The sequence below is a fragment of the Halomonas sp. SIMBA_159 genome (assembly GCF_046536035.1).
In the GTDB taxonomy this organism is placed as follows: Bacteria; Pseudomonadota; Gammaproteobacteria; order Pseudomonadales; family Halomonadaceae; genus Vreelandella; species Vreelandella venusta_A.
On record NZ_JAWJBT010000003.1, the window covers coordinates 137,418 to 159,769 of the forward strand.

21 protein-coding genes are annotated in these 22,352 nt (G+C 52.9%); 15 read left to right on the forward strand and 6 right to left on the reverse strand.

Features of this window, described 5'->3' with window-relative positions; all coding sequences use genetic code 11:
- The first annotated feature begins 63 nt into the window (after positions 1–63).
- Entirely contained in the window at positions 64–243 is a 180-nt protein-coding gene (locus tag R0J87_RS02930; protein WP_498884259.1) for a hypothetical protein, read from the forward strand.
- A 225-nt stretch (positions 244–468) separates the two neighbouring features.
- Positions 469–786, forward strand: a complete 318-nt coding sequence (locus tag R0J87_RS02935; protein WP_498884261.1) for a hypothetical protein — start codon at positions 469–471, stop codon at positions 784–786.
- An 81-nt stretch (positions 787–867) separates the two neighbouring features.
- Here R0J87_RS02935 and R0J87_RS02940 read toward each other — a convergent pair whose 3' ends face one another.
- The gene (locus R0J87_RS02940; RefSeq protein WP_498884262.1) at positions 868–1,197 is read right to left on the reverse strand and encodes a hypothetical protein; all 330 of its coding nucleotides are present in this window, start codon (positions 1,195–1,197) and stop codon (positions 868–870) included.
- A gap of 234 nt (positions 1,198–1,431) precedes the next feature.
- Between R0J87_RS02940 and sstT the strand changes: the two genes are divergently transcribed.
- From sstT to R0J87_RS02975, 7 genes are all read left to right on the forward strand, one after another.
- A complete protein-coding gene (sstT, locus tag R0J87_RS02945; RefSeq protein ID WP_498884263.1) occupies positions 1,432–2,649 on the forward strand; it encodes a serine/threonine transporter SstT in 1,218 nt (405 codons plus the stop codon).
- A gap of 81 nt (positions 2,650–2,730) precedes the next feature.
- Complete coding sequence (locus tag R0J87_RS02950; RefSeq protein WP_404342988.1) at positions 2,731–3,261, forward strand: helix-turn-helix domain-containing protein; 531 nt, start codon at positions 2,731–2,733, stop codon at positions 3,259–3,261.
- On the forward strand, positions 3,258–3,998 hold the full coding sequence (locus R0J87_RS02955) for an AzlC family ABC transporter permease (RefSeq protein ID WP_498884264.1): 741 nt from the start codon (positions 3,258–3,260) through the stop codon (positions 3,996–3,998). The genes R0J87_RS02950 and R0J87_RS02955 overlap by 4 nt, the downstream gene beginning before the upstream one ends.
- Complete coding sequence (locus R0J87_RS02960; protein WP_339119517.1) at positions 3,995–4,327, forward strand: AzlD domain-containing protein; 333 nt, start codon at positions 3,995–3,997, stop codon at positions 4,325–4,327. The genes R0J87_RS02955 and R0J87_RS02960 overlap by 4 nt, the downstream gene beginning before the upstream one ends.
- Before the next feature lie 68 nt (positions 4,328–4,395).
- Complete coding sequence (locus R0J87_RS02965) at positions 4,396–5,385, forward strand: ABC transporter substrate-binding protein (protein ID WP_498884266.1); 990 nt, start codon at positions 4,396–4,398, stop codon at positions 5,383–5,385.
- Positions 5,379–6,383, forward strand: a complete 1,005-nt coding sequence (locus R0J87_RS02970; RefSeq protein ID WP_498884268.1) for a FecCD family ABC transporter permease — start codon at positions 5,379–5,381, stop codon at positions 6,381–6,383. Before R0J87_RS02965 ends, R0J87_RS02970 begins: the two co-directional genes overlap by 7 nt.
- Positions 6,380–7,411: a FecCD family ABC transporter permease gene (locus R0J87_RS02975; protein WP_498884269.1), complete on the forward strand. Its 1,032-nt coding sequence runs from the start codon at positions 6,380–6,382 to the stop codon at positions 7,409–7,411. Before R0J87_RS02970 ends, R0J87_RS02975 begins: the two co-directional genes overlap by 4 nt.
- A 3-nt stretch (positions 7,412–7,414) precedes the next feature.
- On the opposite strand, the gene R0J87_RS02980 is transcribed toward R0J87_RS02975, so the two are convergent.
- Complete coding sequence (locus R0J87_RS02980) at positions 7,415–9,541, reverse strand: TonB-dependent receptor (protein WP_498884369.1); 2,127 nt, start codon at positions 9,539–9,541, stop codon at positions 7,415–7,417.
- 259 nt (positions 9,542–9,800) lie between these two features.
- On the opposite strand from R0J87_RS02980, the gene R0J87_RS02985 reads away from it, so the two are divergent.
- The gene (locus tag R0J87_RS02985; RefSeq protein ID WP_498884271.1) at positions 9,801–10,622 is read left to right on the forward strand and encodes an ABC transporter ATP-binding protein; all 822 of its coding nucleotides are present in this window, start codon (positions 9,801–9,803) and stop codon (positions 10,620–10,622) included.
- Positions 10,619–11,515 carry a ferredoxin family protein gene (locus R0J87_RS02990; protein ID WP_498884272.1) on the forward strand — a complete coding sequence of 299 codons (897 nt, stop codon included), beginning with the start codon at positions 10,619–10,621 and terminating at the stop codon, positions 11,513–11,515. Before R0J87_RS02985 ends, R0J87_RS02990 begins: the two co-directional genes overlap by 4 nt.
- Before the next feature lie 35 nt (positions 11,516–11,550).
- On the opposite strand, the gene R0J87_RS02995 is transcribed toward R0J87_RS02990, so the two are convergent.
- On the reverse strand, positions 11,551–12,579 hold the full coding sequence (locus tag R0J87_RS02995) for a diguanylate cyclase domain-containing protein (RefSeq protein WP_498884274.1): 1,029 nt from the start codon (positions 12,577–12,579) through the stop codon (positions 11,551–11,553).
- Between the two features lie 468 nt (positions 12,580–13,047).
- Between R0J87_RS02995 and R0J87_RS03000 the strand changes: the two genes are divergently transcribed.
- Both R0J87_RS03000 and R0J87_RS03005 read left to right on the forward strand, forming a co-directional pair.
- Complete coding sequence (locus R0J87_RS03000) at positions 13,048–13,776, forward strand: Crp/Fnr family transcriptional regulator (protein ID WP_404343004.1); 729 nt, start codon at positions 13,048–13,050, stop codon at positions 13,774–13,776.
- A 187-nt stretch (positions 13,777–13,963) separates the two neighbouring features.
- A complete protein-coding gene (locus tag R0J87_RS03005) occupies positions 13,964–14,677 on the forward strand; it encodes a Crp/Fnr family transcriptional regulator (RefSeq protein ID WP_498884276.1) in 714 nt (237 codons plus the stop codon).
- A gap of 70 nt (positions 14,678–14,747) precedes the next feature.
- Here R0J87_RS03005 and R0J87_RS03010 read toward each other — a convergent pair whose 3' ends face one another.
- From R0J87_RS03010 to R0J87_RS03020, 3 genes are all read right to left on the reverse strand, one after another.
- Positions 14,748–16,829 carry a TonB-dependent siderophore receptor gene (locus tag R0J87_RS03010; protein ID WP_498884278.1) on the reverse strand — a complete coding sequence of 694 codons (2,082 nt, stop codon included), beginning with the start codon at positions 16,827–16,829 and terminating at the stop codon, positions 14,748–14,750.
- A 569-nt stretch (positions 16,830–17,398) separates the two neighbouring features.
- Positions 17,399–19,615 (reverse strand): S8 family peptidase, encoded by a 2,217-nt coding sequence (locus R0J87_RS03015; RefSeq protein ID WP_498884279.1) that lies wholly within the window; start codon positions 19,613–19,615, stop codon positions 17,399–17,401.
- Complete coding sequence (locus tag R0J87_RS03020) at positions 19,608–20,726, reverse strand: AAA family ATPase (RefSeq protein ID WP_498884281.1); 1,119 nt, start codon at positions 20,724–20,726, stop codon at positions 19,608–19,610. The genes R0J87_RS03015 and R0J87_RS03020 overlap by 8 nt, the downstream gene beginning before the upstream one ends.
- Positions 20,727–21,371: 645 nt before the next feature.
- Here R0J87_RS03020 and R0J87_RS03025 point away from each other — a divergent pair.
- The gene (locus R0J87_RS03025; RefSeq protein ID WP_498884283.1) at positions 21,372–21,593 is read left to right on the forward strand and encodes a TraK family protein; all 222 of its coding nucleotides are present in this window, start codon (positions 21,372–21,374) and stop codon (positions 21,591–21,593) included.
- Positions 21,590–22,342 (forward strand): P-type conjugative transfer protein TrbJ, encoded by a 753-nt coding sequence (gene trbJ / locus R0J87_RS03030; RefSeq protein WP_498884285.1) that lies wholly within the window; start codon positions 21,590–21,592, stop codon positions 22,340–22,342. The genes R0J87_RS03025 and trbJ overlap by 4 nt, the downstream gene beginning before the upstream one ends.
- The last annotated feature ends 10 nt before the right edge of the window (positions 22,343–22,352 follow it).

Consider the following 22,352-nt stretch of genomic DNA (forward strand, 5'->3'; position numbering starts at 1 on the left):
AGAACTCCACTGCTGTTCTCTTTGAGGGGGATCACCCACATTACCCACATTTGGGGAGGTCAGATGATCCGTCAAAATATTTACAAAGGCACCCAGCCTGGTAGCCGAGAACACCTTGAGAAATATCTTATGGAACAAAAGCATAGTCGTGCAAAAGCAAGACAGCTAGACGTGGTGACCGTGGCAACCGTGTCTTTCTTCACAGGCTGCTTAGTGACCCTACTGGCAACCTTCACCTTTTAACGCCGCAATCTTAATGACCGCTTTCAACGAAATCCCCACTCGAATTGTGGGGATTTTTTTATATTTTTTGATTCATGTGAATTTTTGCAGACAGCCAAACTTGGCGATTGATTCTCACCACCCCCTGTATTACTCTCGAAAAGTACAAGGCGCGTACAAATAGCGCGTTTGGTCTTTTTTGTTGCTCTCACAGAGCAGCCGTTGGCATTCACAAGGAGTCGTGGCATGCAACTGAATCAATTGACAGATATTTCCCAAGCGGGCCTGCAATTGGCCATTCGAGAAATCAAGGAAGAGATGTTTGATACTCCGCAGTGCGACTACACCATCGCTAAACTGTTGAGCCATTGCGGCCAGTTTGAAGCGGCTGAGCGTCACATCGACGACATGCTGTTGAAATGGGGAGCGTCTCCCGACGTGGTAGCACTCACCGATCAAGCCTATGCCGACATGACCGCACTCAGCGCTCGCCAAGCGTCTAAAACACCGTTACACATTCCCCAACACGCCTCGTCAGTCGCTCAACCCAGCGCAGTTGCTTAACGTTCTGGCGCTACCCTAGTACTAGACACATTCATGCTAAAACGGCTTGCTTCCCTCCTGGGTAGCAAGCCGTTTTTGTGATCAGTCCAAATTATCCAATGTGACCACGATGTCTTGGGTGGAGACATCGACGTTCCAGAAGGTATAGCTATCGTCGTCTTCATCGACCAAACGGATATCGAAGTAGGGGCTTGAGTAGCCAGTTAGCGTAACGCGCTGCGTGTCCCCGTCCATCAGCACATCACTTCCCAATACATCCTCTTCCCAGCTTTTTGAGTCCTCCGGGCTCACGTACATGTAATAAATGGTATAGCCGGTACGGTTAGTGATATCCACGTAGTAGTCGGCGGCCATGACCAACGACGAGCTACACAACATCAGCACTGCAGCTAACAACACTTTAATACGCATGGAACGTTCCTTTTTCTTTTTTTTAACAGGCGGGAGGTGGCATAAGTGCCGCGCTGCGGTAATGCCCCGCAGCCAACAAAGTATAATCTGGCACTGAGGCCAGAGATAGCGGGTCACGTTTTTTTACATGCACGCCCAAGATGCGCCCGCAACTGGTAGAATGCTGCCCCTTTCAGGCGTGTGGTGGCTAACCGCCTCACCGCATCCCTCCTCCTACTACCTGAGAGTCGCGCAATGATTGCCACCGCTAATGCCGTGTTCCGGCCGCTGTTACGGCTAGGACTGATCCCTCAAATCATCATAGGGATTGTCGCCGGGGTGCTGCTGGCACTTTTCACCCCTGAGATTGCCAGTAACGTTGCGCTACTCGGCCAGCTTTTTATCGCCGCCCTACAAGCCGTAGCCCCTATTTTAGTGTTTGTGCTGGTGGCAGCGGCCATTGCCGCCCACCAAGCAGGCCAACCCACACGTATCCGCTCCGTGCTGGTTCTCTATGTAGTGGGCACGCTGATGGCGGCCTTCATTGCCGTAGCCGCAAGCTTTGCACTACCTACGGAGCTTGCGCTGGATGCAGGCCAAGTAGACGGCAACCCACCTAGCGATATTCTTAGCGTGCTGCGTGATCTGCTGCTCAACGCGGTCGCCAACCCCGTGACGGCCCTGATGGAAGCCAACTTCATTGCCATTCTGGCCTGGGCAATTGGCTTGGGTCTAACGCTGCGTCAGGCCAGCGACACTACCCGCCAAGCGCTTAGCGATTTATCGGCGGCGGTTACGCGTATTGTCACGCTAGTGATTCGCTTAGCCCCATTAGGTATTTTCGGCTTGGTGGCCGGTACGCTGGCGGAGTCTGGCGTCCAGGCACTGCTGAACTACGCTCAGCTATTGGGGGTGATCGTTGGCTGTATGCTATTTGTGGCGCTGGTGAGTAACCCGCTGCTGGTCTATTTAGCCACTCGCCAAAATCCTTATCCGCTGGTATTCGCCTGCCTACGGGGCAGCGCCATTACGGCGTTTTTCACCCGCAGCTCGGCGGCCAATATTCCGGTGAACCTGGAGCTGTGCCGCCAATTGGACCTGGATGCCGATACCTACGCGATCTCCATTCCGCTGGGCGCCACCATCAATATGTGCGGCGCGGCGATCACGATTACCGTGATCACCCTGGCCACCACGCATACGCTGGGCATTAGCGTCGACTTCCCCACTGCGCTGCTGCTCTGCGTGGTGTCGGCCCTCGCGGCCTGCGGCGTTTCTGGCGTGGCGGGCGGTTCATTAATGCTGATTCCCATGGCCGCTAGCCTGTTCAGCATTCCCACCGAAGTCGCCATGCAGGCGGTTGCCATTGGCTTTGTGATTAGCGTGATACAAGACTCCACCGAAACAGCACTCAACTCCTCCACCGACGTGCTGTTTACCGCCGCTGCCTGCCGAGCGCGCAAGCCTACCTAATCACTTCTTTACTGCTTGTCGATTGACAGTCCGTTGTTCCTTATATAGAACGTTCTATAAAAGGAACAACGGGCAATCACCATGGACGAGCACTCTCTTGTTACGTTAGGCCAACACCTCCAAACGCTTCGTAAAGCCCAGGGCTTCTCGCTGTCGCAGCTTGCCAGCGCGGCAGGCATCGCGAAATCCAACCTATGCCGCTTAGAACAGGGCAACGGTAACCCCACGCTGGACACCATTTGGCGGCTGGCCGTCCAACTCAATGTTCCGTTTGGCACCCTGGTGGCACCGATTAGCGTACCGCTCGGTGAGGATGGCGTGCAGGTACAGTTGATCGACCAGGGTAAGGGCGTGCCACAGGTGGATGCCTACTGGATGCGCTGCGCGCCCAATACGCTGCGCCACGCCGAGGCCCATACACCGGGCACGCGGGAAACGCTGACGCTCATTAGCGGATGGCTAGAAGTAGGCCCAGAGGGTGCTACTACGACGCTCACCGCCGGCGAAAGCGTCACGTTTCAGGCCGACCAGCCGCACCTGTACCGTACGCACACCGATGAAGCCACCCTGCTACTCACCGTCACCTACGGCCAAGAAGGGACCCCACCATGAGCCAGCCAGCCGATCACACGGAGCACGCCAACCACTCACCGCTGCGCTCTGCCTTACAGGGCGTGCGTGAAGCAATTCCGCTGTTAGGCGGCTATATTCCGGTCGCGCTCTCGTTTGGTTTGGTAGCGACCCAGGCCGGTTTTACCACTTGGGAAGCGGCCGCCATTTCAGCGCTGATCTACGCGGGTGCCTCGCAGTTTCTGTTCGTGGGCATGATTGCCGCTGGTGCGCCGCTATGGCTGGTGGTGGCCATGACGCTACTCATCAACGTGCGCCACGTGGTGTATGGCCCCAATTTGGCCGCGCTGCTGCCCCGAAGCCGCCACTGGCCCTGGCTGATGCACGGCCTGACCGATCAAGTCTTTGCCTTGGCGCTCACACGGCTCCCCCAGCTACCGGAAGTGAAGCGGTTTAGCTGGTTTGTAGGCGCCTCGCTGCTGGCGTGGGGGGTGTGGATTATCGGCACGGCGGTGGGGGCGACCGGCGGCGAAGCGGTCACCGCCCGCTGGCCGCTACTGGGTGAGATTATGCCCTTCGCCCTCCCCGCGCTGTTTCTCACCATGGTGGCACCGCGCTTTACCGACAAGCGCTGGGCTGCCGCCATGCTGTGTACCATTCTTGCCGCGCTAGGGTTGAACCTGGCCGGATGGAGCAACGTGGCGATTCCCCTTGCAGCCGCCTGCGGCGCGCTGTGCTTCTATACGGTCACGTTCCAACCACGGAGGAGCCGCCCATGAGCAGCGCCATGTGGATCGCCGTCATTATCTGCGCACTCGGCACGCTGCTTATGCGAGTGGTGCCCTTTTTATGGATGCAGCGGCGGTTGGGCAGCGCAACGGGAATGAACGCCATGCCCCAATGGCTGGTGATTCTGGGCCCCATGATGATTGCCGCCGTGTTGGGCGTCTCGATTGTGCCCGTCAACCCCAGCGCTATCTCTTGGTTGGCCACCGCAATTGGCCTAAGCGTTACGCTGTTGGTGTGGCGTCGCCTGCGCTCACTGGGCTGGCCGGTGGCGGCGGGAGTGGCGGTGTTTGGGGCGGTGGAGGTGATTGCCTACATTTGATAATGCTTTGCATTAGCTTTTGCAACATGCCATGATTTTGCCTTTCTACGTTATCCCGAAGGGCATGTATGCAAACAGCACACGCTCATGGCAGCCGCGCAGGGTGGCAGGTGTTGCTTATCCTTTGCACCACCCTGCTGCCCTTCATTGCGTTAGCAAAAGAAGTAGCCACCGCCGCCGAGCGGCCTACTCAATGTGACCAACCCCGCCTGGTAACGCTCTACCAAGGAGCCACCGACAGTGCCGTAGCGCTCGGTATTACTCCCGTTGGCGTGGTTGACGCTTGGCTTGAAAAACCCACCTACCGCTACTTGCGCGATGCGCTTGCCAATGTTGAGCACGTGGGGCTGGAAACCCAGCCGAACCTCGAGAAAGTCGCTTGGCTGAACCCGGATGTGATTATCGCCAGTCACTTTCGGCACGAACGCGTCGCCCCTCTGCTAAGTGCCATGTCGACCAGCGTGCTAGCCGACACCGTCTTCGATTTCAAAACGACGTTAGCTCTGGTGGCAGACGCCAGCGGGCGCGAACAGCAAGCCCAAGCGCTGCTGGAGCGTTGGGAAGCCCGCGTGGCCGACTTTCGCCAGCAGATCGCTCATCAGCTAGGGGAGCAATGGCCGCAAAAAGTCGCCGTCGTGCGCTTTAAAAGCGACCATGTGCGGATCTATACCAGCGGGTTTGCCGGTTCGATTTTAGCTGAACTGGGCTTCGAGCAACCCGAAACGCTGACCTCTCAAGGCTGGGGCATGAAGCTTACCAGCACGGAGAACATCCCTGTGCTCGAGGCTGATGTCATCTTTGTACTGCTGGAGCCAGATGACCCAGCCATTGCGGCCAACTACCAACACTGGGCGTCCCACCCTTTGTGGCAACAGCTAACGGCTGTGCAACGGGGCCAAGTATTTGAAGCCGACCCCGTGAGTTGGATGATGGGCGGCGGAATTTTGGCGGCCAACGCCATGCTGGATGACCTTTACCGCTACTATCAGCTCACCTCGGCCGCCGATGAACGCTTGCCACACTGCGCTTTATGCTCTCAGGAGCAGCCCACATGCTGAACAGCACCAGCGCTAAGTTGTCGGGGTTAATCACGGGCACTCTAGTGACGCTGCTAGCGTTTATCAGTAGCGTGATGCTTGGCACCACGCCCCTAGAGTGGTCGGCGCTATGGCGTATGCTGATGGCTTACGACCCCGCTAATGTGGCGCATATCATTCTATATACCGAGCGCCTGCCACGTGCCGTGGTGGCGGCGCTTGTGGGTGCTAGCTTGGCCATGGCGGGCGCACTGATGCAGACCATGACTCGCAACCCGCTCGCCTCGCCGGGTATTTTAGGCATTAACGCGGGGGCTATGTTTTTCGTCGTGGTGGCGGTATCGCTGTTGCCGCTTCATACACCTGCCCATTATGTGGTTGCCGCCCTACTCGGCGCGCTAGTGGCCGCGAGTTTAGTGGCGCTACTGAGTCGCGGGCGCTATGGCGAAAATTCGCCACTGCGGGTGGTGCTGGCAGGGGTCGCGGTGACCGCGATGTTTGTCTCCTTCAGCCAAGGGCTCTTGGTGGTCGACCAGCAAAGCTTTGAAAGCGTGCTTTATTGGCTGGCAGGCTCTGTGGCGGGGCGCGACCTTGACCTAGTACTGCCGCTGCTACCGCTGTTTGGCGGTGCCATGTTGCTTAGCGCTCTCTTGGTACGTCACGCCAATGCGCTGTTATTAGGTGATGACATGGTGACAAGCCTAGGCATGCGCGCGGGCAGCATCAAACTGCTTCTGGGGCTCGTGGTGATTGTATTGGCAGGCAGCTCAGTGGCGCTTGCTGGCATGATTGGGTTTATCGGGTTAATCGTGCCCCATATGGCCCGCCGCCTCTTTGGCATTGACCATCGTTGGCTGCTTCCTGGCTGTGCCGTCTTGGGCGCTTGCTTGCTTCTGCTGGCCGATACGGCATCGCGTTTTTTAATTCCTCCCCAGGAAGTGCCGGTCGGCGTAATGACAGCGCTTATGGGGACGCCTTTCTTTATTTACCTCGCACGACGCAACATGGCTCGCCAATGACACTCGCAGCGCTCTCTCATTCCGGTGCGCGCGACGCGCTTGGCACACGTTTTCGTCTCACATTGGTGTGCTTGAGTGCGGTGCTTGTGCTAAGCGCAGCTCTGTCGCTCTGCTTGGGAAGTTTTCCTACTCCACCACTGCAAGTCGGGCATTCGCTCATTCACCCAGCGGATAGCGAACTGACGTTCATTATTTGGCAGCTTCGGCTACCGCGTATTGTGCTAGCGATCCTGGTAGGGGCGGCGCTGGCAATGGCGGGCGCCATTCTGCAAAGCATCGTGCGTAACCCGCTTGCCTCGCCGGATGTTATTGGCATTACCAGCGGCGCGGCGCTGGCCGCCGTTCTCTTTATCGCGTTGCTCAGTTCGCACGTTAGCATCGGCTGGCTACCGGTGGCGGCCATGCTCGGAGCCTTATTCGCCGCTCTGCTTGTGGTCAGCTTGGCATGGCAGCATGGTATTAGCCCTGCACGCTTGGTGCTGGTGGGCATTGGGCTGGCCGCCGCAATGGGCGCGGGCACTACGCTGCTGATCGTGATGAGTGACGACTCCGCCGCCATGAGCGCCTATACCTGGCTGACCGGCAGCCTATACGCCGCCCAATGGGTCGACGTGGCCAGCCTGCTGCCGTGGCTACTGTTAGCGACGCCGGTGAGTTTTCTGCTAACGCGCCACGCCGATACAATGGCGTTGGGCGACAGCGTAGCCCAAGGGTTAGGCGTGCCGTTACTGCGTAGCCGAATCGTGCTGCTTGCCTGTAGCGTGGTGTTGGCCGGTGCTGCAGTGGCCGTGGCGGGAGGACTCAGCTTTGTGGGCCTAATGGCACCGCACCTAGCGGCGCGATGGATGGGCCGACACTTAGCGCGACTACTGCCTGCCTCCGCGCTGGTCGGTGCATTGATCGTGCTTTATGCCGACCTGCTGGGCCGCGTTGCCTTTCTGCCTAACGACCTGCCTGCCGGTATTTTTGTCGCGGGCATTGGCGCGCCCTTCTTTGTTTATCTCTTGTATCGGGCGCGCCAGCGTTAAGCCTTAAAAATCCAGCTGATACCCCACTGTGAACGTGCGCCCACGGCCGGTGAAGTAGTACTCATCGCTGATGCGAGCGGCTTGAGAGTAGTAGGTGAGGTAGTCTTCGTCGGTCAGGTTCTCAATACCCAGCGATAGCTGCCCCGTAGGGAGCTGGTAGGCCAGCGAGGCATCCACCAAACCGTAGCCATTAAAGTCGAGCGCCGGGTTATCGACGCTGCGGTCAAAGTAATAGCTACCCTGTAGGCGCGTCGAGAGACGGTCGTTCCATACGGCGCTCCAGCCCAGCTTGAGCGTGTCGGGCGCGATGTTGATCCCGGTGAGCTTGGTATCCACGCTGCCATCGCCGTCTTGGTCTGACTTGCCTTGGGTATGGGCGTAGGAGAGCGACAGATCATGGTTGTCATTGACCTGCATGTTGCCGGTCACTTCCACCCCTTGGATTTCGGTTTTCTCCCGGCTGCCCACCCACGTACCGTTCTGTTCGGCCAAACGCTGACCAAAGTCAGAGTTCGACTCGTAGTAGCTCACTTCCAGGCCGTAACGCTCCCAGTCGAAACGCGCGCCAATTTCACGGTTATCGGTCACGATGGGCTGCAGTTGAAGCAGCGTATCCACATCCTGGCCCGGTTCGCCGATGCCACGCAGCACGCGGCCGACATCGGGCATACCGAAACCTTCGGAGTAGCTGGCGTACAGCTGGGCCCACTCGGTGGCTTGAAAGGTTAAACCCACGTTATAGAGCGTTTCGTCAAAACTGGGGTTGCCACCGCCAACGGCCACGTCGTCCTGGGTCACGTTATTACGGTCAATGGTCTGGTAAGCATCCACTTCTAGCTCTGCATGCTCATGGCGAACACCGGCATGCAGCGTCAGTGGGTCGGCGATTTTGAACTGCCCCTGCAAGAACGGCGCAATGTTGCTGTAGCGGCTTTCCGGCACGTAGGTGCGCCCGGTCTCTACCAGCATTTGGCGGGTTTCATCCTCGAGGATGTCTAACCCCACCGTCACGCCGAGCCGGTCATCCAGCATGCCCTGGCGGTTCAGGGTGAACTTGGCGCCCTGCTTATCCGATTCGTTACGGGTTTGGTCGAACTGGGTATTGCCGTTGCCATCTAGGTAAGGGAAGAACGGCGTGGTGGCAAAGCGCGCCCGGAAGCGCTGGCGATACACCTGGGCATCGACCGCATTGCCGTACCAATCCGCGTGGGAGTACGCCAAGCGGGCGGTGGTGACTTCATTAAAGCCCGGCGCGCCGTCGGGTGTGCCACGTTCGGCGCTGGTCGGGATTCCCGCCTCGCGGTCGCCCACCACGGGCACGTAATTGTCGCCCTCTTCCAGATCAAAATGATTGAGCGACACCTCGATATTCTGGTTGTCGTCGATCCAGTAGCCTAACTTGCCGAACAGATCGTAACTTTCAGAGTTCTGCAGCTCGCCGGGGTAGGCAATGCCCACGCGACGGTCGCCGCCATCGTAAAATACGCCCCGCTCTTGGCGCGTGGCAGCGGCTACAAAATCCCAATCGCCCTGCTGGCCGCTAATGCGATAGTTGAGCTTGTTACCCAAGCCTTCCGAGTGCAGGTCGTCGTCAACGGTGAAGCTAATGCCCGCGCTTTGGTTAATACCGCCCCCTTCAGCCCGGCGGGTAACGAAGTTAATCAAACCGCCGGTGGCCCCCAAACCATGCTCAGCGCTGGCCCCATGAATCACTTCAATCCGCTCTACCATGGAAAGGTCAATGGTATAGCTATCGCGAGAGCTATCGCGCAGCGGATTGGACTGAGGCACGCCATCGATCAGGAACAGCGCATCGCGTCCACGCATCGTTTCACCCGCATTGGAAAGCTTCTGGCGGCTGGGTGAAAAAGAGGGAATCAAGTTGCTCAAGACCTGGCCAGGGTCGTCGGTAATGGCCAGCTGCTGCTCAATCTGCTCACGGGTAATCACCGTCACTCGCTGCGGCGTTTGCCCCTCTTCACTGCGGCTACGCGTCGCCGTCACGACCATCGTAGGCGATGACTCGCTGAGCGACTGCCCCACCTCAGTTGCCTCTTGCTGGGCATTAGCCTGAGTGGCTGCCACTAAACTTGCTAACGTCACCGTTGGCCAGAAAGCGGCTTTTTTCATCTGTGTCATGCTGACTCCCCTGCGTGATGTGAATGCCCCCTTGGCATTAGCTACCACTTAAATGCTAACGCATATCTAAATGATAATGATTATATTATGCATAAATGAATAGAGAGGTCTATCACTTCGAACGAACGGTTCGAACTAACGAAATGACTGGGAACGAGGTGGCAGCAAGAACAATGTTGAAAATGAGAATATTTTATCTTAGGGTGCTGACTGCCTTAATCTCGTGACTGAGCTTGCCTGAGCCTACCTTATGCCCGCCTATTCCCGCCCTGCATCACGACTCACCGCTGACGCCCTGCACGCTGGCTACGACGCCAAGCGCATTTTGCAAGGGGTGGATATTGCCGTAGCGGAAGGCCAACTCACGGTGCTTCTGGGCCCCAATGGCAGCGGTAAATCGACCCTGCTAAAAACCCTGGCGCGAACGCTGACGCCTAGCGGCGGGCATGTCTATCTCGATGGCAAGGACATTCATCACAGCAACACCCGGGAGGTCGCCCAGCGGCTAGGCATTTTGCCGCAAGGCCCCATCGCCCCCGAGGGGTTGAGCGTAAAACAGCTGGTGGGGATGGGGCGCTTCCCCCACCAAGGATTTTGGAAAAAAGACCCGCAGCAAGATGCCGCCGCCATTGCGGAAGCGATGAGCTATATGCACATTACCGAGTTTGCCGACCGGGATGTGGAAGCACTCTCCGGCGGCCAGCGCCAGCGCTGTTGGATCGCGATGGTGCTCGCACAACAGACCGATTTAATTTTGCTGGATGAACCGACCACCTTTTTAGACTTGAAGGTGCAGGTAGACCTGCTTTCGCTGCTATCTCGGCTGGCCCACGACCGTGGCCGCACGCTGCTATTAGTACTGCACGACTTAAACCTAGCCGCCGCCTACGCCGACCATCTAGTGATGATGCGCGACGGCCAGATCGTCACCAGCGGCGCGCCAAACGACGTGTTCACCGCGGCCAACCTAAAGCGCGTCTTCGACCTGGATGCCCATATTCTGCGCGACCCCGCTAGCGGCAGCCCAGTATGCGTGCCCTTCACCTCGGCGACGTTACAGGCGGCTCTATGAACCATACCTTCTGCGCGGATTTAAGCCGCGAACAGCACGACCCGTTGGCCGGTAGCGCCGCCCATGCAGAGCGCAACTTACTGCTCAGCTGGCCGCGCTCAAAGTGGCTGCGCAAACTGCGCCATGCCAGCGATATGAGCGACTCATTAAAGCAAACGCTGGATACGCTGGCCGACGATGGCCTGCGCATCAACCTGATCCAACAGCCGGGCATGGAAAAGTACCAGCATCAGATCTTTCTGATGCCGGAGCGGCGTCGTTTTAGGGTAGCACGATGGGAGTTAGAGGCGTTTCTCACCGCTTTTCAAAGCGGTAGCAACCTTAGCCAGTGGGAGCAGCCACCTTTGCTCGTGGACCTCGTGCTCTGCTGCACCCACGGCACCAAAGATAAGTGCTGTGCCAAGTACGGTTATCGCACCTTCAAGGCACTCGCCAGCACGGTGGCAGAGCACCCGCTGCCGTTCGAGGTATGGGAGAGCAGCCATCTAGGCGGCTGCCGACTCGCCGCCAGCGTGATTGTACTGCCCAATGTGCGCAAATATGGGCGCATTACGCCCGAACAAGCGCTGCCCTTTTTACAGGCAGAGGCCCGCCAGCAGCGCTTTTTGCCCGGCTATCGCGGCGGCTCTCAATTAACCCCCGCGCAGCAAAGCGCTGAAATCACTGCGTTAACACACCTCAGTACAGATACCGCGCAGCCAACGCTGACCCTAATCAGCGATCACGGCGACGACAATACAAGGGAAATCCAATGGCAGTGGCAGCTCGGCCAAGAGCAGGGAGAGCTCACCGTTCACTGCCGAGCCACCACGCTATGGCGCGTGGATACCTGCGCCGATTTAGCAGAAGGCCACACGGAAAGCAGCGTATGGCACGCGTCGGTGGCTTATTAAGTCTCACTACTTCAGCATCGCGGCCCGTTTCGCATCTACCGATGTGTGAGCGATACATTCACCGTATGAATGTCGCTTTCAAACATCTGATACTGATTACGGCCACTTCGCTTTGCGTGATACATGGCGGCGTCGGCGTTATTGAGTAACTCGTGTTCGTTACTGGCATGATCGGGATACAGACTGATCCCAATACTGGCGCTGATACAATGCTCAACGTGCCCTATCAGGCAGGGTTTGGCTAACGTGGTGAGAATTTTTTCCGCAATCCTTACAGCATCTTGGGCGTGCTCAATTTCACTGAGCAGAATAACGAACTCATCGCCTCCTTGGCGGCATACCGTATCCGTCACACGGATACACTCGCTCAGACGCTCCGCCACTGCTTGTAGTAAACGATCGCCCAAGGCGTGGCCTAGGGAGTCGTTGATGCCCTTGAAGTTGTCGATATCCAGATACAGCAGCGCCACTTGATGCCGGTGGCGTTTGGCCAAGCCAATAGCGCGGGAAAGGCGCTCGGCAAACAGAAAACGATTGGGAAGAGACGTTAGCGCATCGTACTGCGCTTGGTAGGCAAACTGTGCGGAACGCGTCAACGACTGGCAGGCATCGTGAAAAACCACCACCGCGCCTACCGTAAACCCCTGATGGTTATGAATAGGAGCCGCCGAATCTTCGATTTCCAGCTGGCTGCCATCTTGACGAATCAACACGCAATTCATCGCCAAGCCGACGGTGCGATTCTCCGTCATGGCCCGCCGTGCAGGGTTTATCGCCGTGTGAAAGGTTTGGTTATTGACGAGTTTTAGGATGTGCTCCACGGGCTTTCCCCGCGCGTCGATGCTTGCCCAACCGGTAAGCTCCTCTGCCACCCGGTTCAGGTAAGTCACTCGGCCCTGCACATCAGTCGTCAAAACAGCATCGCCGATCGAGTTCAGCGTTACCTGTGCCCACTCTCTTTCGGCCTGCAGGGCGGCCTCGGCACCACGCAACCGCTCGTCGGCACTCTGCTCCCCCTCCCCTTCGGAACGCCCATTGTTGCTCTGGCAATCACCGTACAGCATGACATCGTTCTCCATGTGTAATCTGATCCGGGATGCATTTTTTTATTGTGAGTGTGGTTCAGCAGCGCAGCCATGTTGATAAAAAGTATCGATCAAAAAAATGGCGCCGCGCTCCCTGCAGCGCACAGTGCAACATCCTGTTCAGGCATCTCCGTTGCCTCACTGAAGCAACCTTAGACGCCCCTGACAGTATTGACTGTGCGTTAGCGAACATGGCAACAAAATGTGGGTAATGTTTGTTATTTATCGCGATCTTTTACCACTTTGAACAGCGTACTCTTTCATGAATCCACTACCCTATGTGCGATAGCGTACAGAGTTTTTCACCGTGCGCCCTATACTTAAGAACGGTGCGTCTGGCGACGGACGACATACAAAGTGGCCGATTAAAAAACACTTAAAAAAGCGCCTCACATCGTTCAATTTCACCAGACGCTGCGCGAAAGCTAGGAATAAGGGAGATATTCAATGCTTCAAACGCGTCATTTTCAGCAAAATGCCTTGCTTGGCCTACTGCCTGAAAAAGAGCTCGAACACCTGTTGCCACACCTTGAAGAAGTATCGCTGACCCTGGGCCAATCGCTGTCTGAATCTGGCCGACACATGAGCCACGTCTACTTCCCGTTAGACGCTATCGTGTCGCTTCTGTGCGTCATGGAGAACGGCGACTCAACAGAAATTGCCGTGGTAGGCCACGAAGGCCTGGTGGGGGTTTCTCAGTTTATGGGGGGAGAAACCACGTTAACTAGCGCCATCGTGCAAAGCGCTGGGCAAGCCTATCGCCTCAAAAGCCACCTGCTCAAGCGTGAGTTTGACCGAGCAGGCGCCATGCAACGCTTACTGCTGCGCTATACCCAAGCATTAATCACACAGATGGCGCAAACGGCCGTTTGCAACCGCCACCATAGCTTGGATCAACAGCTGTGTCGGTGGCTACTCCTCAGCCTAGACCGTCTGCCCGGTAATGAGCTGATTATGACGCAAGAGCTGATTGCCAACATGCTGGGCGTGCGCCGCGAAGGGGTGACAGAATCTGCCGGAAAACTGCAAAAGGCGGGGCTGATCTCCTACAACCGAGGCCACATTACGGTGCTAGACAGGCCAGGGCTAGAAGCCCGTGTCTGTGAGTGTTACGCGGGGGTCAAAAACGAATACGACCGACTGCTCAAACATTCAGACGTAACCGTAGCGTGCTAACCAGCCGTAGATCCCCAAGCACTATAAGATAACTGCGAGTTGTGTACGCTAGCGTGCCGACGGGTGATTTACCAAATGGTAATATTCAGATGGGTTATCCATCACTGGAACCCCATCTGCAGCCGACATCAAAATGAGAATTACCATCATTGTGCCGTTTGCCAGGTTCATTTGACCGGAGAGGCGCATGATTTCTATTTCCCACGCGATCAATACCAACCGACTGCTGGCTGACCTGCCAAGCGCCGAACAGACTGCTTTAGCCGCCTGCTGTGAAGTGGTGCCGCTCGCCTTTGGCGAAGTTATCTATCAGCCGACCGACACGGTGACGTACGCCTATTTCCCTATCGATAGCTTCGTCTCCAATATCGTCATTCTTAACAACGATAGCCGCCTCGAAGTGACCATGGCAGGCCTTGAAGGCATGCTCGGTATTCCCCTGGTGCTGGGCTTCAACAAAGCGCCGCTGCTGGCCGTGGTGCAAGGTGCAGGCATTGCCCTGCGGATCCCTGCGGCACAGTTTCAAGCATTGCTACCCAACAGCCCAACGCTGCACCAGCGGCTCATACGCTATCTGTATATTGTGATGAATCAGCTGGCCAATTCAGCGGCCTGCATCCACTTTCACCGCATTGAAGAGCGGCTCGCCCGCTGGCTGCTGATGACGCAAGACCGCGCTCAAAGCGACCATTTAAAACTTACCCATGAATTTCTTGCCATGATGTTAGGCGTTCGACGGGCAGGCATTACCCTCGCCGCCCTTGCCCTGCAGCAACGCGGATTGATTAGCTACCACCGTGGCGACATCATCATTCTAGACCGCAGCGGATTAGTGGCCGCCGCCTGCCAGTGCTATACCCAGGATTGCGCGCTGTACGCCAATGCCATGGCCACCCCCTAACCGGCCCACAACGACAACGCCCGGCTTAAAGCCGGGCGTTGTTCGTTAGTGCTTGGCGATTGGCGATTACTTACCAGCGGTATTTCACGCTGCCGATGATGCTGCGAGATTCGCCGTAGTAACACCAATACTCACAGCTGGCGACATACTCTTCATCAGTTAAGTTATTGACGTTTACCTGCGCCTGCCAACCATCGGCAAACTCATAACCGACCATAGCATCCGCCACCATATAGCTATCGACAGAGGTGTTGTCAGCGACGCTCGTATCCACCGTACTGCCCACGTAGCGTACGCCAGCACCCAAGCTCACTCCCTGTAATGCTCCGCCAGTAAAGGCGTAATCCAGCCACGTAGATGCTTGATGCCGCGGAATCAATGGCGCACGCCGATCACCTTCCAAGCGCGAATCCGTGTAGGTGTAGGCCGCCGTCACTTTTAACTCATCGGTGAGGTAACCAACGCCTTCCAGCTCAAACCCTTGAGAAGTACGCTCCCCTTCCTGAACCTGGAACCCAGCAGGAGAGCTGACTAGCGTATTGTTCTCTTTCAGGTCGAACACAGCGGCAGTAACGTAGCCATCCCAGCCAAACGGTGCGATTTTGACACCGGCTTCCCACTGCTCGCCTTCACGAGGCTCATATAGATCGCCCGCGTCGTCCACACGCCCCACCGGATCGAACGACTCGGTATAGCTAATGTATGGATTGATCCCTTGGTCGCTCAAGTACATCGCGCCGCCCGACCAAGAGACTTGGTCATCATCGGAGCGCTGCGTGACACCTGAGGTCAGGTTGCTATTTTCGGTCTCGGCCTGGTCAACGCGCACACCGCCAAGCAGTACCCAGCGGTCATCAATACGCAGTTGGTTTTGAGCATACAACCCGGTTTGCTCTTTATCGATTTCACGACTCAATAAGTCATCCGCACCCACTGGGGTAAAGTTACCGTAGGTGGGATTAAACACATCAATAGGGTCACCAAACGGGAACGGGTCCGCTTCCTGCCCACTTACGCCCAGATTCTGATAATCGATACCCAACAACAACGTGTTTTCGGTGCGGTCTGTATACCAGTTACCCACCATGCGGTTATCAACCGTCCAGCTATCAATCGAGCCATCGCGATACACGTGCCCGCGCGTTGCACGCCGTGCATCAGACATAAAGAACGCATAGGTGCTGCGTAGCTCCAAATCCAGCTCGCTGTAGCGTAAATCTTGTTCAAAACGCCAAGTGTCGTTGAGGTCATGACGTAGCTCATAACCTAGCGCCCACTGAGTACGGTTATCACGATCGTAACCTGGCTCGCTGAGGTTGGTTTGCGGATCAACGCGACCAAACGGCGTATCTTGCACGGTGCCATAGGACAGCTTGAAAGGGTTAACCGGCACGCCATCATCTTTCTGCACGCTAGCTAAAAAAGTAACGGTCGTATCGTCACTCATATCAACGGCGAGGCTAGGCGCGAAGTAATAGCGCTCGTTATCGGTGTTGTTCAAATCACCATCACGCTCTTTGTACAGGCCTACCAACCGATAGCGAACGTCGCCAGACTCACCCAACGGACCGCTTGTGTCGACCCCCATTTGGCGATGATTGCGGTTCCCTAATTGGAAGTTAACCTCGCCCTGCGGCGTTTCCGTAGGACGCTTGCTCACCGCATTAATCAAACCGCCGGGAGGCGCCTCACCGTACAGAATCGAGGAAGGCCCTTTAAAGACTTCGACTTGCTCCAGGCCATACGGCTCAGGCAGCCACTGGTAAAAACCTTCACGGTAAATGCGCAACCCATCTTGGTAGGTAGATTGGTCAAAACCACGCACCTTGAACCAGTCCGTATTGTTATCACTGCCAAAGTGGCCTGACAGCACACCAGCACGATAGCGGAAGGTTTCATCCAACTGCTGCACATTACGGGTTTCCAACTCTTCCCGATCAACGCTAGAGACCGGGCGCGGCGTCTCCACCAGCGGAGTATCGACTTTCAACGCGGTCGCGGTGACCACCGTGGTACCGGTATTGATGGTGTCTTCTTGGGCAAGCGCGGCCAACGGCGCAACGCTCAGCATTCCACCAAGCGACACCACCAACGAACGACGAACGGCCGCAGGCAACGGCGCGACGGAAAACGGCAGGGTTTTACGGAGCATAAGGAAGTCTCAACGGGCATGAGGAAAAATATCGTTATAGTAAAGCGAATGATACGGATTTTTATTCACAACAACAATCACTCTGGTGTGGCAAGGGTCTAGGCGGGAACGGCGTGTTCGAGGGGAATCATCGGTGGAAAAGCCCACAGAAAGACATGGGGTTTTAAGAAATAAAGGATATGGCGAAGGAGCCGTTTATTGACGTTGGTCAGCGGCTTGAAGGATGGTGATATAGGAGGAGGGTCTAGGAAATGGTGGGCCCAGTAGGACTTGAACCTACGACCAAGGGATTATGAGTTGGCTACTATAACAATAAGCTACTGACACATAAAGGAAAGTAGCCGTAATTTAGAAAAAGGAACAGTTGTTTAGGATCAGTAGTTTAGCGTAACTAGAGAATAGCATGCAAAGCTAGTGTGTGTACCTTTATTGTACCGCTTGTGCTGTGACAAGCCACTTAATGATGCCAGAACCAAACATTTTCAGCATTTTTCATATAAGCAAGCAATTTCTCATTACTCTACGAGTAAAATATTAAAAAAACGGGCAGGCAAGCCTGCCCACCTCATTCAAAAATCTGTATCTATATTTATATCCTGTTCAAGATTAATCCCATATTCGACATCATTTCCTAGATTTTTCACAACAGAGTCAAATAGAAGCCCCCCAGCGCCCTCTTTTCTAAAAGTCAGCACAAACGATACTTCTAACCCTTCTAGCTCATGATGAGATGCCATGCCATATTGATACAAGTCTCTTGCATATATTCTTGCGTATATTCTTGCCGTACTTGGCTTAATTTTCTTTGTTAGCAGACTTCTTTGATGCCTAACCGGATTCCATTTTAAATCTTCTTTTTGTTTAGCACTTAAATGAGTAGCAGGAGCTTTTTTAATAAGGTTTTCAATTTTACCACTAGTTGTTTCAGCTTGTAAGGCAACTTCCAAACGGGTAGAGAAATAATGACGCCCTAACTCCTCTGACTTTTTAGGATTAAGTATAGCAGTAAATACTGCTTCGCCAGACAACCGATTATCTATATCTAACATTTCATCTGGAATTGGGATATCATTCCAATAATGTGAAAAACCAGCTTTCAATATTGAAGTCCAAGCAAGCGTTACAGTATTATTTGCACAAACCCAGGGAAGATGCTCTTCACTCCAAGGAGTGCCGTAACCTAAAGAGTCATCATGATTCTCTATCTCAGCTTTATTAATCAACAGAGCCTTAACTAAATCTGGAGTTGGCTTTTTTAGTTTTTTAAAGGTATGAGCAGCAAGTGAAGAGATCAATGGAGCACTGTAACTTGTACCTTTTTCAGCAACCCCTCCAATCACCCTTAACTCAGAAAACCAAGACAAATCAGGTTTTAACATTCCTGATGGCCCAGGGCCTCTCAAACTTACATTGCAAGGTTCGTCAGGGAGGCCATTTTTAGCTTGCCTACCGCTTATTGTTAAAGCTGCTTCACAGTCGGCAGGTGGACAGAGTTTTCCCTCGCCATTACTTGGCGACACATTACCTATTGAAATAATGGGTAAAATATTGTGCTCTCGTGCTATTTTACTAATTCTATGACCCAGAAGGCTAACATCATCTGCATATGGAGTTGGACCTTCTTCGTTAAAAGAAAGATTCCAGACAGATGCATGATCGTTACTACTCTTAGCTACAGCAATTAGATATCTAATAAACTGCTCAAGCGTTGGCTGTGAAGGCACTCCAACCTTTGTAATTGCTTGTGCAGCAACAAACTTACAATCTAGCACTGGCAACTTTAAGTTATTGTTCCAAGCATAACCATGCACAACAAGAGAGGCGATCTGGTTCCCATGCTTTTGATCGGCCTCATGATCTGGAACAAGTGGGGGAATCTTTATAGATTCATGAATCTTATAACTCTTAGCAGAATGCCCCCCATCAATTATAACTACTGTCGGCAAATTTTCATTTTTAATATCACCTGGCACAGGCTCTTGTCCTGAACCAGGCGCCACTTTATTGGTTTTTAACGGCAATGCTCTTTCTACACGATAGATTGCCCCTGAGCTTACAATATTTAAAAAAGCTTCATTACTTTTAATTTTCACAGAAACAGATGCTCTTCCATGTTTCACATATTCAGAAAGAGCATCATCAATACCAAAATCTTTATCTTCATCTTTAGCAAACTCTATATCATATTTTTTATCACCAAAAGAAATATCTTCCTGATTATAAAAGGCTAATACCTCTTTTGCGACCTGATCTCTAGCTTCTTGACTATTGAATGGCACCAGCCATAAATTGAATAAATGTTCATCACTTCCGTCATCCGACCAAAATTTAGAAAGCTCACGACCTCTAAGCACATCTGCGCTCGAAAATGGCTTTATGCTCTCAACCCTTGAGATGTCTACCTTTTCTTTTATACTGGCGCTTGTTCTAATTTTTTTAGCAATTTTTTTAAAGGCTTCTACCTCAACTTCTAACATGTAGCCATCATATGAAGGAGCTACAATTTTACAACCAATATTCTCATTAAAAAGATCCGCAGGAGTATAAGAAGGTGCATTAGAGTCTTCAAACATTCTTACAATAAGGTGAGATTTCCCTGCACGCGAAACTACCTTACTATTTCCAATTTTATCTAATGACTTTGCAAGCGACTTTCGTTGCTTTTCAAGCCTTGCACCCACTATATTGCTTGCGCTTTTTCCTCCCCCAGTTATACTTTTAGGCTTTGGCTCTCTAAGAAATGTTAAAATTGGATTAACGTAATCTCTTTTATTATTATCAATCATTTTTAGCTCCCTTTAAGTAATTTGAAACAGCTTGCCTGCTCACAAAAAGCAGTTTCCCTATATCAGACTGAGATACTCTGTATTTAGAATAAAGCTCTATCGAAAGGGATTTTTTCTCATGTGCATTTAGATCCCCGTTTTTTGGAATTAATATTCTACTTGAAGAACTTTTGATCACAGCCTCCACTAAACGAGGCAGATTTATTTCTTTGTCAGAAAGAATACTTCTTCTCCTTGATGCATAAGAAATATTTTCTATATCAGCTCCTGTCAGCTGATCAGATATAGCTGCAAGGCTATTTGTCACCTGCGCATCACCTTCATCAGAATATAAGAAAAAATTCCACATCACTTGGCGTAAATCAATATCTGGATAATTAAACTCAATCGAGTACGGAAATCGTCTCCATATCGCAGGATCTAACAACCTGGGGTGATTGGTTGCTGCAATAACAATAGATTTATCATCAAGACTATCTAGACTTTGAATGAGGGTATTTACGACTCTCTTTAGCTCTCCAACTTCGTACTTATCATCTCTTAACTTGGCAACTGCATCAACTTCATCAAGAAACAACACCCCCCCCTTACTAGATACAAAATCAAAAACGTTGCGTATATTTTTAGCTGTATCTCCAAGTAAAGATGAAACCATCGAATCAAGCCTGACAGTATAAATAGGTTTATTCAGCCTTGCCGCAATATGACCAGCTATCAACGTTTTACCGGTTCCAGGCGGCCCAGAAAGCATAAGATTAAAACGCCCTGAAAGCCCGTGTTTAATCAACTTGTCAGCATGTAAAACATCTTCTGAAAAGCTTTCAAAAACATTCCTTTCTGCTTCATTTAAAAAAAGAGGTGTTTCAGGGAAAGATGTTTCCTCTACTAATTCCATTCTTGACTTTGGATCAGTAGGTAGTTTTTCCATATACCCCGAGCTGCGAAGTGGAACTCCTTTTCTACGAACCAATGACTTTATTTGCCTAGCTGTGTCCGGGTCTTCAATGTGTATTTCTTGGGCGATTTTATTAGCAGCCCTTCTTACTTCAGAGTAATTAGCATCTAGAGATGCCTCAATCAGGCCAAGAATACTGACATTAATTAAGCTCATAAAAGGCCTCAAAAGACATATTTGTCAAAAAAATTATATGCATTGTCATAAAAAAACACAAAATTGTCAATCATAAAACCACTCTTGTCACATCTGAATTATTTATAGGAAAAATTTTAAGCCTTTGTTTTATATTGTTTTAATTATAGCCAGTCAGCCGCATACCCTTGATGCATCTTTTTTCAGGGCTCAGAAAAATCATTGAAAATATTGTCAACTTGCTAATTTATCTTCATACCCGAATCACTGTACGGATTCCGCAGCTCCTAGCTCAGGATAGCGTCGAGCCACCAGGCGAGTAAGTTACAGGTAATTGCTATGCTGACGCTTGCGGCGGTATAGCAATTACACATCCTGCCCGCTTGATCAACCGCACGGTGCCGCTCTGTACCGCATCGAAAGCATAAGTTAGCTGAATTTTGCGATTCAATAGAATATTTATCAATAAACACGTCCTGCCTAATATCATTTTTGAATAGTTACAGTTCCAGTGCGGTTATAGTGCGGCTGAATGCGGTTGCAGTGCGCTTATAGTGCGATATTAGCCCCAACTTTCTCATACAAACAGCAACTTACGATATGTCGTAAGTGTTTGGAATGTATTGCACAAGTATCATTTCATAGTGTGATCAGAGGAGATTACCTATGGAACTTATTGAAGAACTTCGTAAAGCCAAACTAAAAAAGCCACCAGCTAACGGCAAAGTGGCTTTCTTGAGAAACATTGACCAGATCAAAGCCGCTTTAGATCAGGGCTACACGGCTGTAGATGTTTGGCGAGTCATGCATGACCGGGGAGAAGTAAAAGTTAAATATAACCAGTTTGCGCTATACGTCAGGAGATTTATTAGGGAGGCGAAACAATGAAAAAGAGAATCGGCACAGCCATCTTGGCCGCAGCTATTTCTGTATCACTGCCCGTTTACTCTGGCGGTGGTGGATTAACCGGCGGGGCAACAGAAATAACCCAACTTTTAAATAACGCAGAACTTCTGGATATTGCAATTAGCGAAGCGCAAAACCTAGCTTATCAAATTCGCCAGTATGAAATTATGTATGAAAACATGCGTAATCTGCCCAACCACATCAAACAACAAGCGTTGGCGGATCTCCAGGCGCTTGCCAGCATCGTCACCACTGGCCGGGCTGTAGCATATAGTTCTGGGCAGATCGACGAGGACTATCAGCGAGAGTATCGCGACTTCGAATACTACGCTCAACGCCAGCAAGGCAACCATGATGCATTGGCAGAGCGCTACAGAGATTGGTCTCAATCTAATCATGACAGCGTGCGTGGGGCACTACGTGCGGCTGGTCTCCAGGCCCAGCAATTTGACCGGGAAGATTCAGCGCTTCGCACCATTGAAGCGCAAATGGAAAGCGCGTCCGGTACCAAGCAGCTTCTCCAAGCTGGGGGCTCTATCGCTGCCATGCAGGTGGAACAGCTCCAGAAGCTCCGGCAACTACAAATGGCTCAGATGCAGCTACAGGCTAGCCATGTAGGTGGCCAGGTCGACCGACAGGCAGAGGATGACTCCGCTTGGCATCGTGCCGTTACGCCCCGTGATAACAACCCAGATACCCAGCAGCCCATCCAGGCCAATGATCTGTTTTGAGGAGTGAGAC